The sequence below is a fragment of the Halorarius litoreus genome (assembly GCF_024362405.1).
GTDB classification, from domain to species: Archaea; Halobacteriota; Halobacteria; order Halobacteriales; family Haloarculaceae; genus Halorarius; species Halorarius litoreus.
Genome location: NZ_CP101454.1, coordinates 988519 through 1005524, shown reverse-complemented (window position 1 = coordinate 1005524; position 17006 = coordinate 988519). Strand labels below are relative to the sequence as shown.

At 68.8% G+C, this 17006-nt stretch carries 17 protein-coding genes and 1 pseudogene; 8 read left to right on the top strand and 10 right to left on the bottom strand.

Going from position 1 to position 17006, the window contains the following annotated elements; genetic code table 11:
- The first annotated feature begins 402 nt into the window (after positions 1 to 402).
- The 3 genes from NL126_RS04995 to NL126_RS04985 are packed head-to-tail and all read left to right on the top strand — an operon-like array spanning position 403 to position 3090.
- Positions 403 to 1401, top strand: coding sequence for an LLM class flavin-dependent oxidoreductase (locus NL126_RS04995; protein ID WP_255197817.1), 999 nt, complete (start codon positions 403 to 405; stop codon positions 1399 to 1401).
- Complete coding sequence (locus NL126_RS04990) at positions 1401 to 2159, top strand: SDR family oxidoreductase (protein ID WP_255197816.1); 759 nt, start codon at positions 1401 to 1403, stop codon at positions 2157 to 2159. The genes NL126_RS04995 and NL126_RS04990 overlap by 1 nt, the downstream gene beginning before the upstream one ends.
- 40 nt (positions 2160 to 2199) lie before the next feature.
- Complete coding sequence (locus NL126_RS04985; RefSeq protein WP_255197815.1) at positions 2200 to 3090, top strand: isocitrate lyase/PEP mutase family protein; 891 nt, start codon at positions 2200 to 2202, stop codon at positions 3088 to 3090.
- On the opposite strand, the gene NL126_RS04980 is transcribed toward NL126_RS04985, so the two are convergent.
- From NL126_RS04980 to NL126_RS04940, 9 genes and pseudogenes are all read right to left on the bottom strand, one after another.
- Entirely contained in the window at positions 3091 to 3585 is a 495-nt protein-coding gene (locus tag NL126_RS04980) for a 3-isopropylmalate dehydratase small subunit (protein WP_255197814.1), read from the bottom strand.
- Positions 3585 to 4841, bottom strand: a complete 1257-nt coding sequence (locus tag NL126_RS04975; RefSeq protein WP_255197813.1) for a 3-isopropylmalate dehydratase large subunit — start codon at positions 4839 to 4841, stop codon at positions 3585 to 3587. Before NL126_RS04975 ends, NL126_RS04980 begins: the two co-directional genes overlap by 1 nt.
- 44 nt (positions 4842 to 4885) lie before the next feature.
- Positions 4886 to 5542 carry an isochorismatase family protein gene (locus tag NL126_RS04970; protein WP_255197812.1) on the bottom strand — a complete coding sequence of 219 codons (657 nt, stop codon included), beginning with the start codon at positions 5540 to 5542 and terminating at the stop codon, positions 4886 to 4888.
- A 57-nt stretch (positions 5543 to 5599) separates the two neighbouring features.
- Positions 5600 to 6994, bottom strand: coding sequence for a dihydroorotase (locus NL126_RS04965; RefSeq protein WP_255197811.1), 1395 nt, complete (start codon positions 6992 to 6994; stop codon positions 5600 to 5602).
- Between the two features lie 30 nt (positions 6995 to 7024).
- Complete coding sequence (locus NL126_RS04960; RefSeq protein WP_255197810.1) at positions 7025 to 7369, bottom strand: DUF4387 domain-containing protein; 345 nt, start codon at positions 7367 to 7369, stop codon at positions 7025 to 7027.
- Positions 7366 to 7986 (bottom strand): acyclic terpene utilization AtuA family protein, encoded by a 621-nt coding sequence (locus tag NL126_RS04955; RefSeq protein ID WP_255198893.1) that lies wholly within the window; start codon positions 7984 to 7986, stop codon positions 7366 to 7368. Before NL126_RS04955 ends, NL126_RS04960 begins: the two co-directional genes overlap by 4 nt.
- Before the next feature lie 134 nt (positions 7987 to 8120).
- Positions 8121 to 8576: pseudogene (locus tag NL126_RS04950) on the bottom strand (acyclic terpene utilization AtuA family protein); the annotation flags it as partial.
- A gap of 155 nt (positions 8577 to 8731) precedes the next feature.
- Positions 8732 to 9712 (bottom strand): LLM class flavin-dependent oxidoreductase, encoded by a 981-nt coding sequence (locus tag NL126_RS04945; protein WP_255197809.1) that lies wholly within the window; start codon positions 9710 to 9712, stop codon positions 8732 to 8734.
- Positions 9709 to 10083 carry a nuclear transport factor 2 family protein gene (locus tag NL126_RS04940; protein WP_255197808.1) on the bottom strand — a complete coding sequence of 125 codons (375 nt, stop codon included), beginning with the start codon at positions 10081 to 10083 and terminating at the stop codon, positions 9709 to 9711. The genes NL126_RS04945 and NL126_RS04940 overlap by 4 nt, the downstream gene beginning before the upstream one ends.
- Positions 10084 to 10186: 103 nt before the next feature.
- On the opposite strand from NL126_RS04940, the gene NL126_RS04935 reads away from it, so the two are divergent.
- Genes NL126_RS04935 through NL126_RS04915 form a run of 5 tightly spaced genes read left to right on the top strand, consistent with a single transcriptional unit; the run spans position 10187 to position 15540 of the window.
- A complete protein-coding gene (locus tag NL126_RS04935; protein WP_255197807.1) occupies positions 10187 to 11386 on the top strand; it encodes a CaiB/BaiF CoA transferase family protein in 1200 nt (399 codons plus the stop codon).
- Positions 11379 to 12236 (top strand): HpcH/HpaI aldolase/citrate lyase family protein, encoded by an 858-nt coding sequence (locus tag NL126_RS04930; protein ID WP_255197806.1) that lies wholly within the window; start codon positions 11379 to 11381, stop codon positions 12234 to 12236. The genes NL126_RS04935 and NL126_RS04930 overlap by 8 nt, the downstream gene beginning before the upstream one ends.
- A 53-nt stretch (positions 12237 to 12289) precedes the next feature.
- Positions 12290 to 12943 carry an isochorismatase family protein gene (locus NL126_RS04925; RefSeq protein WP_255197805.1) on the top strand — a complete coding sequence of 218 codons (654 nt, stop codon included), beginning with the start codon at positions 12290 to 12292 and terminating at the stop codon, positions 12941 to 12943.
- Positions 12940 to 14304 (top strand): dihydroorotase, encoded by a 1365-nt coding sequence (locus tag NL126_RS04920; protein WP_255197804.1) that lies wholly within the window; start codon positions 12940 to 12942, stop codon positions 14302 to 14304. Before NL126_RS04925 ends, NL126_RS04920 begins: the two co-directional genes overlap by 4 nt.
- 24 nt (positions 14305 to 14328) lie before the next feature.
- Positions 14329 to 15540, top strand: coding sequence for an MFS transporter (locus NL126_RS04915; protein ID WP_255197803.1), 1212 nt, complete (start codon positions 14329 to 14331; stop codon positions 15538 to 15540).
- Positions 15541 to 15548: 8 nt separating this feature from the next.
- On the opposite strand, the gene NL126_RS04910 is transcribed toward NL126_RS04915, so the two are convergent.
- On the bottom strand, positions 15549 to 16985 hold the full coding sequence (locus NL126_RS04910) for an FAD-dependent oxidoreductase (protein WP_255197802.1): 1437 nt from the start codon (positions 16983 to 16985) through the stop codon (positions 15549 to 15551).
- Between the last annotated feature and the right edge of the window lie 21 nt (positions 16986 to 17006).

Genomic DNA, 17006 nt, shown 5'->3' with positions numbered 1-17006 from the left:
GCTACGTCTGCTCGCGGGCCGCAGGCCCGCTCGCACGGCCCGCGGGACCTACGGTCCCGCGCTGCTCCCGCGACTCGCTGTGCGCTTCGCTCACTGCGTTCGCTGCAGTGCTTGCGTCGTCGGGGTTCGCGTAGCGACCGGCCCCTTTCAGTCCCACCCGTGACGCTTGGTTGACCGAGCATTGGGGGTGGGACTGAAAGGGGCGACGAGCTGGACGAAGGCGCGGACGAACAAGCACCGCAGGGTTCGAACGAAGTGAGAACCCGAGGAGCGCAGTCGCCGCATCGAGTCCAGCTCGTCGGGGCTTTCGAGGTGTTTACGGCTCTGTCGCTGCCCCTGTCGTTCTTTCGAGTACACTACCGTGGGGGGAACGGTTTTGCCCACGCCCGGGAAACTCGGTATGTGAGACCTGTGACCAGTGACCGCACCGCTCTCTCCATCGGGCTGCTGGACGACCTCGCGGTCGTCCGTGAGGCCGAGCGACTGGGCTACGAGAGCATCTGGACCGGTGAGGGACAGGGGAAGACCGCCTTCGGCAAACTCGAACGGTGGGCGACCGCCACCGAGACGATCGGCCTCGGCGCGTCCATCGTGAACGTCTTCTCACGCACGCCGGCGGCGCTCGCGCAGTCGGTCGCGACGCTCGACGCGCACTCGGGGGGTCGCGCCAGTCTCGGGCTGGGCGTGGCGCATCCGGGCGTCGTCGAGGACTTTCACGGCGTGCCGTTCGACCGCCCACTCCCCCGAATGGCCGAGTACATCACGCTCGTTCGTCGGTATCTCGCGGGCGTCGCCGAGCCGTTCGACGGCGAGTTCTTCTCGCCTGCGCGCACGAGTTTCTGGGAGGCGTTCGAACCGGTTCGCGCGGAGGTCCCCATCTACAACGCGGCGCTCGGCCCCGGCAACGTCCGGTTGACGGGCGAGTACGCCGACGGCTGGATTCCCTACCTGTACCCCATCGACCGCTTCCGCGAGGCCCAGGAGTGGCTCCGCGAGGGGGCCGAACGCGCGGGCCGCGACCCCGACGACATCGACGTCGCGATGTACCTGCTCACGTCGGTCGACGAGGACGCCGACGCCGCCTACCGGGCGGCCGCCCACCACGTCGTCCAGTACCTCCGGCACATCCCCGGCTACTACGAGGGTATCGCCCGCGAGGCGGGGTACGGCGCCGAGGTCGACGCCGCACAGGCCGCCGACTCGGACGAGGCCGCCATCGAAGAACTCTCCGAGGGATTCGTCGAGAGTGTGGGCGTGGTGGGAACGCCCGACGAGGTCCGTGCCCAGCTCGACGCGCTCCGGGAGGCGGGGCTCGACCTCCCCATCGTCCGCGCGCCCATGAGCGCCGACGAGGACGGCTTGCGTGAGACGATGGCCGCGCTCGCGCCGGAGGGTCGCTGATGGACCTCGATGGCAGGGTCGCGGTCGTCACCGGCGGGGCGAGCGGCATCGGCCGCGAAATCTGTCTCGCGTTCGCCCGCGAGGGCGCCAGTGCCGTCGTCGTCGCCGACCGCCAGCGCGACCCCCGGGAGGGCGGGACGCCGACCGACGAGCGGCTCGTCGACGAGACCGACACCCATGCGGAGTACGTGGCGTGCGACGTGACTGACCCCGCTGCCCTCGAACGAGCGGTCGCCGAAGCCGACCAGTTCGGCGGCCTCGACGTGCTGGTGAACAACGCCGGGGTGTTCGTCTTGGCCGATTTCCTCGATACCACCGAAGAACAGTTCGACCGGGCCATGAACGTCAACGCGAAGGGAGCGTTCTTCGGGGCACAGGCCGCCGCCAAACGGATGGACACCGGCTCCATAATCAACCTCTCCAGCACCGCCGGACTCTACGGCGTCGGCGACTACGTCGCCTACTGCGCGTCGAAAGGGGCGGTCCGACTGATGACGTACGCGATGGCCGACGCGCTCGCGCCTGACATCAGGGTGAACGCCATCCACCCGGGTGTCGTCGAGTCCGAGATGACCAGAGCCGACTCGAAGGTCATCGGCACCGCGCGCGGCGAGCTGTTCGAGGAGCGCATTCCCCTCCAGCGGTTCGGCCAGCCCGACGACGTCGCAGAGGCGGCGGTCTACCTCGCGAGCGACCGGTCGGCGTACGTCACCGGCCACTCGCTCGTCGTCGACGGCGGCATCCACACCACCGGGTGACCGCAGAGACGTTTTTGTAGCCGCACCTCGCAGGGGAGCCATGCGACTCGCAGACCGTATCGCGGACGACGAGCTGCTGATGATCCACGGCGCGTGGGACGCCCTCACCGCGCGGATGGCCGAGCAGGCGGGCGCGGAAGCCGTCTACATGTCCGGTTCCTGTGTCTCCTCCTCGACGCACGGCGGCCCCGACATCGGCCTCACGACGATGACCGAGATGGCGCGGCGCGCCCGGCAGATGGCGGGCGCCATCGACGTGCCGCTCGTCGCGGACGGCGACACCGGCTACGGCAACGCGCTGAACGTCCGACGCACGGTCCAGGAGTACGAGCGCGCGGGCGTCTCGGCCATCCAGCTGGAGGACCAGGACTTCCCGAAGAAGTGCGGCCACTTCGAGGGGAAGCGCGTGGTCGAAGCCCCGGAGTTCGCCGCGAAGGTCGAGGCCGCCACCGAGGCTCGCGAGAGCGACGAGTTCCTCGTCATCGCTCGCACCGACGCGCTCGCGGTCCACGGCGTCGAGGAGGCCATCCGCCGCGCCCGACTCTACAAGGAGGCGGGTGCGGACGTGCTGTTCGTCGAGGCCCCCACCGACGTCGAGACGATGCGTGAGGTGACCTCGGCGGTCGAGGGCCCACACCTCGCGAACATGGCTGCGAAGGGGAAGACACCCCCGCTCTCCAGCGAGGAACTCTCGGATGCCGGCTACGACGTCGCCATCTACCCTTCCGACGCGTTCAAGGCCGCACTCTACACGATTCGGCACGTGTACGAGACCGTCGTTTCGGAGGGGAGTCAGGCCTCGGTCCTGGATGAGATGGTCGAGTGGGGCGAGCGTGACGACATCACGCTGCTCCCCGAGTGGATGGCGTACGAACAGGCGGCCGACGAGCGCGAGCAGGCGTACGCCGAGCGCTACGAGACACTGGACTGACTACTCGGTACGCTGTCGCTGCCGGAGCGCGACCAGTCCGCCGGCGTCGAGGATTTCGAGCAGGTCGGGTGGGAGCGGCGTGAACGTGAACGTCTCCCCAGTGGTGACGTTCTCGACCTCGCCGGCGGCCACGTCCACGCGCACGGTGTCCCCCGCCGAGACGTGGTCGGTGATGCCCGGGACGACGGCGATGGGGAGGCCGACGTTGACGGCGTTCCGGTAGAAGATGCGGGCAAACGACTCGGCGACGACGGCGCCGATGCCCGCGTTCTTGAGGGCGACGGGCGCGGACTCTCGCGAGGAGCCGAGCCCGAAGTTCCCGCCCGCGACGATGATGTCTCCCGCCTGAACCCGCTCGGCGAACTCGGGGTCGTACCCCCGGAGGGCGTACTCGCCGAGTTCGTCGTCGGGGACGGTGGTCAGGTACTCGCCCGGGATGATCTGGTCCGTATCGACGTCTTCGGGGAGGACGTGGACGCGCCCGGTCCGCTCCATCAGCGCACCTCTCGCGGGTCCGTGATCTCGCCGTAGATGGCCGTCGCGGCTGCCGTCTCCGGGCTTCCGATGTAGATTTCACCGGGTCCCATCCGCCCGGGGAAGTTGCGGTTCATCGTCCCGAGACAGACGTCTCCCTCCCCGAGAATGCCACCGTGTGCGCCGAAACAGGGGCCACAGCCCGGCGGCGAGATGATGCCACCGGCCTCGATGATGGCGTTCGACAGCCCTTCTTCGTTGAGTCGGAGGAGCGCCCGCTTGCTCCCGGGGACGACGACGAGGTCGGTGCCGGCGGCGACCTGTTCACCCTCCAGCAGACTGGCGAACGCCACGAGGTCCTCGTAGGAGCTGTTGTTACAGCTCCCGACGAACACCTGGTCGACGTGGGTTCCGGCGCTCTCGGTCACGGTTCCGATGTTGTCGACGCGTGAGGGTTTCGCCAGCAACGGTTCGACCTCGGTGGCGTCGAAGTGGATTTCGGCGGCGTACTGGGCGTCGTCGGTCGGTGTGACCGGTTCGTACTCCTTGCGCGCCCGGCCCTCCAGATACGCTTCGGTCGTTTCGTCAGGGGGGACCATTCCGGTGACGGCCCCGAGTTCGACCGCGAGGTTCGAGAGCGTCCGTCGCTCGTACATCGCCAGCGCCTCGATCCCCTCGCCGTGGTACTCGATGGCGTCGTAGATGGCACCCTTCGCGGTCAGTTCCCGCATGAAGACGAGCCCGAGGTCCTTCGCGCTCACTCCCTCTGGCAAGGTGTTGTCGACGACGAGTTTCTTCGTCTCGGGGACGCGCAGCCACAGCTTCCCAGAGCCGAGCACCTCCCCACAGTCGGTGTGGCCGATGCCGGTGCCGTACGCGCCGTACGCGCCGTGGCTGGTCGTGTGGGAGTCGGCGCCGAGAATGAGCGTCCCTGGCAGCGAGTACCCCTCCTCGACGAGGACGTTGTGGCAGATGCCCGACCCTGCGGGGTAGAAGTTCTCGATGCCCTGCGCGCGGACCCACGCCTCCACCTCGTTCATGTGGTCGGAGATGACCTCGTTCGCGGAGGGGACGTGGTGGTCGAAGACGATGACGACGTTCTCGGGGTGTGCGACCCGCTCGTAGCCGAGTTCGGCCATTCGGCCCTTCACGGGATACGTCGAGAGGTCGTGTGCGAGCACCCAGTCGGGCTCGACGGTGACGTGTTCGCCCGGCGAGACCGACGTCGCCTCGGTGTGCGACGCCAGTATCTGCTGGGCCATGGTGCCGCCTGTCATGAGTGCTAGTTCACGGGCGGCGAGATAACGGTTTCCCGCGCCGGTCAGCCGTCCGCGAGCAGCTCGCGGACCTCGCTGGTCGGGCGCACGGTGGCGTACTTCATCCACATGTCCAGCAGACTCGCCCGGTGCGAGAGGTCGATCCGGTCGAAGACGCACTCCTCGGGGACGACGACCTTGAACCCGAACTGCTGGGCGTCGACCACGGTGGCGCGGAGACAGCCGCTCGTGGTGTCCCCGACGACGACGAGCGTGTCCACGTTCGCGCGAATCAGCCGCGAGACGAGGTCGGTCCCGAAGAACGCGCTCGCGTACCGCTTGTCGACCACGGCTTCGCCCTCGCGGGGGGCGAGCGCGTCCACGATTTGCACCTCGGGGTCGTCCGGGCCGTACGGTGGCGGGACGACCCGTGTGTGCGTCACGGGAATCTCCTGGTCGCGGACGAACTCGACGAACGGGACGATGTGTTCGAGCGCGCTGTGGGCCACCTCGCCCATCGCGATGCGCGACTCCTCGACGGCCTCGGTGATGGGAACGTCCGCGCCGACCGTGACGCGCTGGACGTCGATTATCAGGAGCATCGGGCTATCGCCCACGCCGCGAGTGTTCCAGTTCGACGCGCCCTTCTCGTCGTAGCCGGCCGCCTCGATGACCTCCCGGTCACGGTCGGACAGCAGGCTATCCCACGGTCGTTCAGGCATGCGTGCCTGTCACACGGCGGAGTACCTTACCGTTGCGGTCGGGTCGTCGTCCCGTACTCACCGCGCGAGGAACGACCCGCCGCCCTTCTCGACGAGGAGTTCGCCCTCACGGACGGCCAGTTCCCCGCCGACGACGGTGTGGGTCGCGAGTCCCCGTACCTCGCGGCCGTGGACCGACGACCACCGCGGCTCGCGGGTGTGGAAGAAGTCGTCGTCTATCGTCGCCGTGGCGTCGGTGTCGACGACGACGAGGTCGGCGTCCGAGCCCTCGGCGATGACGCCTTTCTGCGGGTAGACGCCGAAGCGCTTCGCGTTGTTCGTGGCGCATACCTCCACCAGCCGCTCCATCGTGATGCGGTTCTCGTTGTAGCCCTCGGTGAGCATCATCGGGAGGAGGAACTCCATCCCCGGCTGGATTCCTGGTGGAGCGTCCCAGAAGTGCGGGCCGTGCTGGCCCTCGCCCAGCTCGTGTTCCTCGACGCTCGTGGCGATGTGGTCGGTGCCGACGTGGTCGATGACGCCTCGCCGGATGGCGGCCCACAGCGCCTCCTGATGGTGGGGTTCGCGGAGGGGTGGCGACACCTTTCCCCAGACGCCGAGGTCGTCCTCGACGGTGTTCGCGAGGAACGTCACCAGCGTCTCGCCGCTCACCCGGACACCCTGCTCCTGCCAGCGTTCAGCCGCCGCGACGCCCTCCTCGCTCGAAATGTGGACGACGTAGCTGTCGGCGTCCGTGAACCGGGTGAGGTGACCGATCTGGTCGATCTGCATCGCCTCGGCTTCGGGTGGAGACGCGTCGGCCCACGCCCGCAGGTCGTAGCCGCCCGATTCACGAGCCTCGCGCTCACACTCCTTCTGCAACTCGGCGTTCTCCGCGTGGAACATACCCACAGCACCCGGAATCTCCGACACCTGCGAGAGCACCCGGTAGACGCGGTCGGCCTCGCAGGGCTCGATGTCGATATCTGTGTACTTGTACATGTTGTAGAACATCTTGAACGAGGTGACCCCCGCCGCGGCGAGGTCGGGGATCTCGTCGATGTGGTGGGCGTGGCTCATCACCATGTGGAAGCCGAAATCGGCGTACGAGTTCGCCTCGCCCAGCTCGCGGAAGGTGTCGAGGTCCGGGACGTAGTGACCTTCCTGCTCGACGAAGTTGAACAGGGTGGTGACACCACCGAAAATCGCGCCGCGCGTCTCCGTCTCGAAGTCGATTTTCAGTTGCTCGGGGTAGCCCAAGTCGCGGCGCCCGAGGTGGACGTGCGGGTCGATGAGGCCGGGCAGGCAGAAGTTCCCCCCAGCGTCGATGTCGGTCTCGCCCTCGGGGAGCGTCGAATCCGCCCCCACGGCGACGATGACGCCGTCGTCGCAGGCGACGCCCCCGTGGATGGTTCCCGCGGGCGTGACGACCCGGGCGTTGCGGACGACGAGGTCCACGGTACTCGCTGACATGGTCGCTATCTGCCGGCAGTCGACAAAAGGCTACGGGTCGGTGGAGTCCGTGCCAGCGGGCGCCTCCTCGACGGGCACCTCGACGTCGAGCAGTGGGGCGTGCTGCTGGGCGCCGTAGAGGTCCGGGTCGCCGGGACTCCCGGCGACGTGCTCGCGGGGGAGCGTCGCCTTGAACGCGAGACCCGGCTCGTAGACGAAGAACCGAACGTCCTCGGTGGCGAGGCCGTAGCGGTCGGCGACCGTCGCCGCCGAGAGCACGCCCGCGTCGCGGACCGCCTCGAACGTCGCACGGTCGCGGAACATCACGTCGACGGTGATGTAGTGGATGCCGGCGTTCTTGCTCCGGACCACGTCGGCGAGGTCGCCGAGTCTCATCGCGACCCCTCCACGGTGCAGACCTCGATGCGGAACGGGTCGAGCGGCGCGTCGACCCGAAGTCGATGCCACACCGAGAACTCGTAGGCCGGCCCCACGGGTGCGTGCGCCGGTGAGGTCGGAAACGCGGCGTTGCCGGCCGTCGTCTGTCTCCCGGGGAAGTCGCTGACGAACAGCGTGTACGTGAACTCCTCGAGGAGGTCGTCGACCGTCTCGGTATCGGGGCCAATGGCCTCGACGAACAGGCCGACCTCGTGGCTGGGGTCGGGTGTGGGCTCGCGCTGGCCCATGACGCCGTCGCGTCCGTAGACGCACACGTCGAGCGAGAACGTCTCGACACCCAGGCGCTCGGCCTTCGCCTCGGTCGTTCTTCGGGCCGTGGCGAGCAGGTCGTCGAGTTCCCGAATCGCGGTGGGGTCACGAATCCCGGCGGCCGCGACGCCCCGGTGGCCGACCAGTCGAGCCCCTTCGAGTTTCACCGTGTACTCCTCGGCGGGGTCGAACCGCGAGCCCGTGACCCGGACGGTCCGCTCGTCGACCGCCTCGTAGTTCGCCTCGCTGGTGTCGAGGATTCCTCGGGGTTCGACGAACCGGGTCGGGTCGGCCGTCTCGTACAGCAGGTGCGAGGCGACGGTGAGCGGGTCCGTGCGTTTGTGGGGTTCGTCGGCGTCACGGTGAACTCGTGGTCCGAGAGGGTGCCGAGGATGCAGTCACCCCCGCGAGGCGTGGCGATGAGCGCGCCGCACTCGATGGTCTTCGCGAGGTGCGTCGCCAGTCCCTCGTGACAGCCCTCGCGGAGCGCCATCGCCTTGTAGATCGCTACGTCCGAACACCGGCCCGCGATGACGACGTCCGCGCCGCGGTCGAGCGCCTCGACGAACACCTCGGGTCCGGCCATCGCCACCACTCGCTCACTCGATTCGACGGTCACCGCGTCCAGCTCGGGCGACTCGTCGAGCGGGTCGACGCGCCCGGCGTCGATGGCGTCGTGGAGGTCGGCGGGCGACTGCTCGCTCCAGACGACGCCCAGTTCGAAGTCGAGGCCCTCTTCGTCAGCAATCTCCTCGACGAGGTCGACCGTCCACTCGACGTGCACGTCGGCACCGGCGGTCGCAGCCGACCCAACGAGCAGGGGGACGTCGGCGTCGAGACAGCGCGTGAGGAGCACTCGATACACCTCCTTCACGGCCCGGCGCGAGGAGTGCATGTTCTCACCGGACCCCAGGAAGTGCGGCCCCCCATCAGTGGAGCCGGCGTCGACGCCGACGAAGTGGGGGTCGCGGTCGAGGCCCGTTTCGAGCGACTCGGTCGGGAAGCCGTTGCCGTGCATCAGTCCGTTCAGCGAGAGACAGCGCAGCTCGGTCATGGCTCGGGGGCGAACGTCTCGAGGACGCGCCGTTCGAGCTCGCGGCTCGCGCCCGTCGGGGCGCGGACGATGGGGAGGTCGACGCCCGCCGCGCGGAGCTGGTCGATGCGGTCGCGGCAGTCGTCGGGCGTGCCCGCGACGGCCAGCGTGTCGACGAAGGCGTCGCTGATTTCGGCCGCGCCTTCGGGGGTCGAACTGGCCGCTTTCACGGCGGCGACCTCGTCGGCAAAGCCGGCCTTCTCGGCGGGGCGGTCATAGTAGCCGGGGATGTCGCGGATGTAGTACGCGATGTGTTCGGCCGCGCGCCGACGAGCGGCCTCGGGGTCCGCGTCGGGGACGGTGAGGACGTACATCGCCACGTCCACGTCGTCGAGCGAGCGGCCGACGCGCTCAGCGCCGGTTTCGAGCCACCCCAGCGCCTCGTCGAAGCCGTCCATCGGGAACAGATTGGGCAGCCAACCGTCCGCGACCTGCCCCGTCAGCCGAACGTTCGCCGGGCCGAGCGCCGCGTTGTAGATGGGGACCTCCGCGCGAACCGGTTCGAACGCCTCCCAGAAACTCGTGCGTTCGGGCGAGAAGAACTCCCCGTCGAACGACGACGCCTCTCCCCTGAGATAGCGCCGGACGAGTTCGACGTACTCGTGGAGTCGCCGGAGCGGGCGGTCGAACTCGGCGCCGTGAAAGTCCTCGACGACGCCCGGGTGGGCCACGCCCAGCCCGAGAATCGCCCGGCCGTTCGAGTGGTCGTCGAGTGTCGCCGTGGCCTGTGCGAGGGCGGCAGGCGTGCGTGAGAAGACGTTCACGATGCCCGTGGCGAGCTGGATGTTCTCCGTCGCCGTCGCCCACCGCTCGAGCTTCCCGAACGCCGTCTTCCCCTGTCCCTCGGCGGACCAGACGCTCTCGTACCCGAAGGACTCGGCGTCGCGAACGAGGTCGAGGTCGTCGGTGAGCGCGAACAGTACGCCCGTGCGGCTCATACGACTCCGTCGGCCGCGAGGTCGTTCCAGATGTCGACACGCTGAATCAGGCCGTCTGCGACCTCGTAGACGTCGACGTAGCGAACCCCCGAGAACTCCTCGCCGTCGTTGTCGACGCCGTAGAGCGTCCCGATGCTCACGACTTCCTCGTCCGTTTCGATCCACCGGTCGAACTCCTTGGCGGCCCACTCGTAGCGGGGTGCGAGATGCGCGAGGAACTCGCTCGCGGCGTCCGGACCCTCGAACCGTGCCCCGGGGAGGACGATGACGGCGTCGTCGGCGAACAGCTCGCCGACGGTCTCGCGGCGCTCGTCTTCCATGCGGGCGAAGAACTCCTCGGCCACCTCGCGTGGCGTGGGGGTAGCTGACATACGTGGGGGTTGCTGCGCGGTGTGGTGGCAAAAGCGTTGTTGCGTGTGTGGGGTGGTGCTACGGGACGAACCACTTATCTCGTCGGGGAAAAAAGGGGGCGTGATGGCTGACAGGCCGCTCTCCGGGCTCACGGTGATAGACTGCGCGACACTCATCGCCGGACCGATGGCCGCGACGTTCATGGCCGACTTCGGCGCGGACGTCATCAAGATCGAACACCCCGAGTTCGGCGACTCCATCCGGAACTTCGGTCAGGAGGGGCAGGCGCTCTCGTGGAAGTGGCTCGGCCGGAACAAGCAGAGCGTCGCGCTGAGCCTGAGCGACCCGGACGGCGCGGAGACGTTCAAGAACCTCGTCGCGGACGCCGACGTCGTCATCGAGGGGTTCCGACCCGGGACGATGGAGCGGTGGGGTCTCGGCTGGGAGACGCTCCGCGAGGTGAACCCGGGACTCGTCTTCGTCCGTACGAGCGGCTTCGGGCAGACCGGTCGCTACAGCGAGCGACCGGGGTTCGGGACGCTGGCAGAGGCGATGAGCGGGTTCGCCGAGGTGACGGGCTTTCCGGACAAGCCGCCGACGCTCCCGTCGCTGGGGCTCGCGGACGCCGTCGCCGCCTGTTACTCGACGTGGGCCGCGATGTTCGCGCTCTACCACCGCGACGTGCACGGCGGCGAGGGGCAGGTCATCGACACCAGCCTGGTCGAGCCGCTGTTCTCCATCATGGGCCGACTCACCATCGACTACAGCGTCAACGGCACCGTCAAGACCCGCACCGGCAACCGGAGTTCGTACTCGGCGCCCCGAAACACCTACGAGACGAAGGACGGCCGCTGGGTCGCCATCTCGGGGAGCGCCGAGAGCGTCGCGAAACGCATCCTCCGGGCGGTGGGCGGCGACGAACTCGCCGAGGACCCACGCTTTGCCACCGCCTCGAAACGGCTCGACCACGGCGACGAACTCGACGCCATCATCGCCGACTGGATGGCCGAACGCGACCGCGAGGAGGTGCTTCGAATCTTCGAGGAACACGAGGCGGCCATCGGTCCCGTCTACAACACCGCGGACATCTTCGCGGACGACTACTTCTGGGAGCGCGAGGCGCTCGAACAGGTGGCCGACGAGGAGTACGAGAACCTCGTCATGCCCGGCGTCGTCCCCCACCTGTCGGGGACGCCCGGCGACATCGCGCACGCGGGCCGGGACCTCGGCGCGGACACGATGGCCGTCCTCACCGAGCGAGCGGGCCTGTCGGAGGCGGACGTTCACGCCCTCGAAGCGAGAGGGGTGGTGCGGCTTGGTTAGGCGGCTCCGGCGGTCGTTCCTCTACACTCCCGGTGACTCGCCCGAGATGATGGCGAAGGCCGCCGACGCGGGCGCGGACGCGGTCACCGTCGACCTCGAAGACGCGGTTCGACCCGAGGACAAGCCACAGGCCCGCGAGCATCTCCGAGTGCTGCGCGAGACCGCCGACTTCGGCGAGACCGAACTCTCCACACGTATCAACGGCCTCCAGACCGACTACTGGGAGGCGGACCTGGAGGCGGCCGTCGACGCCGGCGTCGACACCGTGACGCTCCCGATGGTCGAAACCGCCAGAGAGGTCGAGACCGCGGTCGCGCGGCTCCGGGAGTTGACCGACTCCCCACCCGAGGTGGTGCTCCTGCTCGAATCGCCCGAGGGGGTGTTCGCGGGTCGCGCCATCACCGAGATGGCAGCACGACTCGAAGAGGTGACCGGGCTCTCCTTCGGCGTCGGTGACTACGCGCGGGCGACCGGCGGCGAGCCCACCTCCGAGCGGGTTCGCGAGTTCCTCAACCACCGCGTCGTCGGCTTCGCGGCCATCGGCGGGCTCCAGCCTATCTCGTCGGTGTTCCCGGACGTCCAGGACACCGACGCGCTCAGGCGGGTGGCCGAACGCGCCGCCGAAGTCGGCTTCGTCGGCCAGTCGGTCATCCACCCGGCACAGGTCGCGGTCGTCAACGAGGTGTTCACGCCCGACCCCGAGGTCGTGGCCGCCGCCCGCGCACACGTCGCCGCGTACGAGGCTTCTGACAGAGGGGCGTTCGTCCACGAGGGCGTGTTCCTCGACGAGGCGCTCGTCGAGCGCTACCGCCGACTCCTCGCCCGCGCGGACGCCATCGGGGTCGACTGACGCGCAGATACGCTTATTACCGCCTCGTGGCAACGTTCGTGTGATTAGTTCACATGCACGAGCGAGCGTTCCTCGCCGCGAGTGACCGCGAGGCACTCGCGGCGACAGCCGAGAAACCACTGCCGGGGCTCACCCCTCGGCGTGAGCCGGGTGACGTCCCGGTCGTCCTGGCCATCGACCTCCAGCGCCACCTGTTTGGCGACGACGTCCCCATCGAGCAGTCGGTCGCGGGCTACCGGACCTCGATGGGTGCGGTGGCGTACCGGGCGCTGGAGCACATCGAACCTCTCCTCGAGGCGGCCCACGACGCCGACGTGCCGGTCGTCTACACCCGGGTCATCCCCGGCGCGAAGAGCGGGCTCGGGCCCGAGGACATCGACCTCGTGGACGGGCTCGACCGCAGCGAGGACGACCTCGTGCTCGACAAGTCGTACTCGAGTGCGTTCTACGGGACGGACCTCGCCTCGCGGCTGATTCGTCGGGGGGTGGACACCGTGGTCGTCCTCGGCTGCTCGGCGAGCGGCTGTGTTCGCTCCACCGCGCTCGACGCCGCCCAGTTGGGGTTCGCCGTCGTCACGCCCCGCGAGTGCGTCTTCGACCGGGTGCAGGCCTCGACGGCGGTCGCCCTGCTCGACATCGACGAGCGGTACGGGCACGTCTGGGCTACCGACGAGGTTCGGGCCTACCTCGCGGAGGTGGCGGCGTGAGCCACGACCTCGTTGTGCAGAACGGGACGGTCGTGTCGGTCGAACACGGCACCTTCCGGGCGGACGTGGCCGCGGACGACGGCGTCATCTCGGCTATCGCCCGCCCGAACTCGCTCGACGGCGACGAGGTCGTCGACGCCGCGGGGAAGTACGTCCTCCCGGGCGCCATCGACCCGCACGTCCACTACGGGCTGTTCCGTGACTACGAACTCGACCACGAGACCGAGACGCACGGCGACCTCGTCGGCGGCGTCACGACGGTCGGGAACATCTTCCGCCGCCCCGGGAAGTACACCGACATCATGGCCGGCTACTTCGAGCAGAGCGAGGCCAACAGCTACCACGACTACTTCTACACGCTGGGTATCCTCTCACCCGACCACGTCGCCGAGATTCCCGACATCGTCGACCAACTGGGGATTACGACGTTCAAGTGGTACGCGCTCTACAAGTTCCTCACCCGGTCGAAGTTCGGGCTCGACAACGACCTGGACGACGCGGTCGGCGACGGGATGATTCAGGCGCTCGCCGGCGTCGACGCCCCGACGACGCTCGGCTACCACGCCGAGAACACCGAGATAACACAGTCGATTCTCGAACCGGGCGACCCCGACGCCGACTACCATGCCTTCCGCGAGCGCTACCCCGGCTACGCCGAGACCCAGAGCATGGTGTCGGCTGCGGCCCTGGCCAAACTCCACGACTACGACCAGCACTTCTACACCGTCCACATCTCGTCGGGCGGGACCGCGGACGAGATCGCCGCCCTCCGGCACGCCGGCTACGACATCACCGGCGAGACCTGCCCGCAGTATCTCGTCTACACCGCGGACGAGTGTGACGCGCGGATGAAGGTGACGCCGCCGATGCGCGACGCGTCGGACCGCGAGACGCTCTGGAAGCGGCTTGCCGACGGCACGCTCTCGTGTATCGGCACCGACCACGTCCCCAACACGCTCGACGAGAAGCTGGGCGACGACCTCTGGGAGACGGGACTGGCGTTCTCGGGCACGCAGACGATGTTGCCGCTGATTCTCTCGGAAGGGGTCAACGAGGGTCGTATCTCGCTGGAACGCGCCGTGGCTGTCACTTCGACGAACACCGCGAAGGCGTGGAAGCTCTACCCGAAGAAGGGGACGATTCGCATGGGGAGCGACGCGGACCTCGCGGTCGTCGATCTCGACGAGACGAAGACGGTCACTGCCGACCTCTTGCAAGCCGGCTCGGACTACTCCATCTACGAGGGGATGGAGGTGACGGGCTGGCCGACGCACACGATCGTCCGCGGGCGGGTCGTCTTCGAGGAGGGCGAGGTCACGGGTGAGAAGGGCTACGGAACGCACGTCGACCGCCCGGTCTGAGATGGTCGGCTTCGAGGGGTCTCGGTGAGCAGCCGCGGCTCGCTCCGTCGCGGCGTCGCAGCGACGGTCGGCCAGCTCCGGGGCGACGGCCGTGGCTGGCTGTTCGTCGTCGTCACCGTCGGCTGGCTGTTCGCCATCGGCACCCGGGTCGTGTTTCCCGCGCTGTTGCCGCAGGTCCGGGCGGCGCTCGCGCTCGATTTGACCACCGCGGGGCTGGTGCTGACCGCGCTGTGGGTCGCCTACGCTGTCTCGCAGTTTCCCGGCGGCGTCCTCGGCGACAGGTTCGGCGAGCGGGCCATCCTCGCCGCCAGTGCAGCCGTCGCTACGGGCGGGCTCGTGCTGGCGGCCGTCGCGCCCGACCTCCGTGTCTTCGTCGCGGGAACGGTGGTGTTCGGCGTCGGCACTGGCCTCTACTCGACGCCCCGGATGACCGTCCTCTCGGACGTCTACCCGCGAGCCGCGGCCACCGCAATCGGCGTGAGTCAGGCGGCGGGCAACGTCGGCACCGCGGCGCTTCCGGTCGTCGCGGGGCTGCTCGCGGCCACGGCGCTCGGCTGGCGCGGCGGCATCGGCTTCGCGGCCCTCCCCTTCGCTGCCGTCGTCGCTGGGCTCTGGCTCACCGTGCCGCGGCGAACCAGTTCGGCCGCAGTCCCCGACGCGGAGCGGTCGTTCCGGTCGATGCTCGGCGGCATCCTCCGTCCCGGTCCGCTGCTCGTCTTCGCGGTGATGCTCGCGATGTCGGTCGTCTACCAGGGGTTCACGAGCTTCTATCCGACGTATCTCGTGACCGAGAAGGGACTCTCGAACGGGACGGCCGCGCTCCTCTTCGGACTGTTCTTCGCGACCGGCGTGGTGATACAGCCGCTCATGGGGACGGCGAGCGACCGCATCGGCACCCGGGTCGCGCTCGTCGGCTGCGTCGTCACGACCACCGGTGCGCTGGTCGTGCTCACGCTCGCGGACGGCCTGCTCGTGCTCGTCCCGCTTACAGTGCTGCTGGGCGTCCAGCTCGGCTTCTGGCCGGTCGTGAACGCCCACGCAATCACGCTCCTCCCTACCGCCGTGCAGGGCTCCGGATTCGGCCTCATCCGGACGGCGTACCTCCTGCTCGCGGCGACGGCCCCCGCGGGCATCGGCGCGCTCGCCGACGCCGGACTGTTCGACGAGGCGTTCCTCCTGCTCGCGGTGTCGGCGGGCGTCGCGCTGGTGTTCGTCCTGCGGCTGCCGACCGACTGAGACCGATACTACTGCGAGAGCGACTCGCGGGCATGGATGCCCGCCAGCCGCCCGAAGCCGAGTGCCGCGGTGAGCCCGTTTCCAGACAAGTAGCCGCCGGCGCCGTGGCCGCTCACGCCGTTGGCTACCCCACCGCCCGCGTACAGGTTCTCGACGACGCTGTCGTCCGCGCGGAGGACGCGCGCGTGTTCGTCGACCACCAGCCCGCCCTGCGTGTGGAACAGCGCGCCCGTCACCCGCGTCCCGTAGTACGGTGGCGAGAGGGTGTGGGCCCCATCGACGCGCCCGACATCGTCGGGCTCGCCGGCCTCGACGGCGGCGTTGTACGCCTCGACTGCCTGCTCGGTCGCCTCCGTCTCGATGTCGAACACCGCACAGAGGTCGGCGACCGTGTCGGCTCTGGTGTACGCGCCGAGTTTGACGGCCTCGTCGAAGTCGTCGAACTGGCCCTCCAGTTTCTCGAAGATGCGCTCGTCGAACAGTTCGTAGGCGACGCCGCCCGGCTGGCGGAGCACGTCGACGGCGAACTCCGAGTAGCCCGCCGACTCGTCGCCGAACCGCTCGCCGTCCTCGTTGACGAGGATACCGCCGTTCATCACGATGGCGTACGTCGACAGCGCGCCGGTGTCGCGCGCGACGGTCGCGTGGCCCTGATAGGAGTCCATGTACGCGAGCTCGCCGCCGAGGTCCGCGCCGAACCGGATGCCGTCACCCGTGTTCCCGTCGGAACCGAAGTAGAGCGCCTCCTCGATCTCCTCGTCGCAGTACTCGCGAATCATCCGCCGGTTGCCGCCGAAGCCGTCGGTCGCGAGAATCACCTTCTTCGTTCCGATGTACTCCTCCCGGCGGTCGCCGGCGACCACCCCGACGACGACGCCGTCGTCGGCGACGAGCTTCGTGACCGGGACGTTCGTGAGCAGTTCGACGTTCGGCTGCGCCTCCAGCAGGTCGACGAGTTCGGTGACGAGGTTCGCCCCGTTGTTTCCCGCCGGCGCGTGCATTCGGAACTCCGAGTGTTTGGGGTATTTGAAGTCGTCCACGAGGTGGAGGGTGACGTCCCAGTCGTCGACGAGCCAGTGGATGAGGTTCGCGCTCTCGCGGGCGAGGTGGTGGACCATCTCCTCGTCGGCCTCGTAGTGGTTCTTCTCGAGGATGTCCCGGGCCATGTCCGCGGGCGTCTCCTCGATGCCCTTCTCCTGCTGGAGCCGCGTTCCCGCGGCGGGAATCATCCCGGTCGACAGCGCGGTGTTGCCGCCCGGCTCGGGCGCCTTCTCCACGACGGTCACCGTCAGGTCCGGGTTCTCACAGGCCGCGAGCGCCGCGACGAGCCCCGTCCCGCCGGCGCCGGCGACGAGGACGTCCGTCTCCACGTCCCACGTCACGTCCCCCGCGTCGAGGACCTCCTGTCTGTCGTCACTGAGCGTCGGTTGCTCGGACTCGCTCATGTCTCTCTCGGCGCGTTCGGT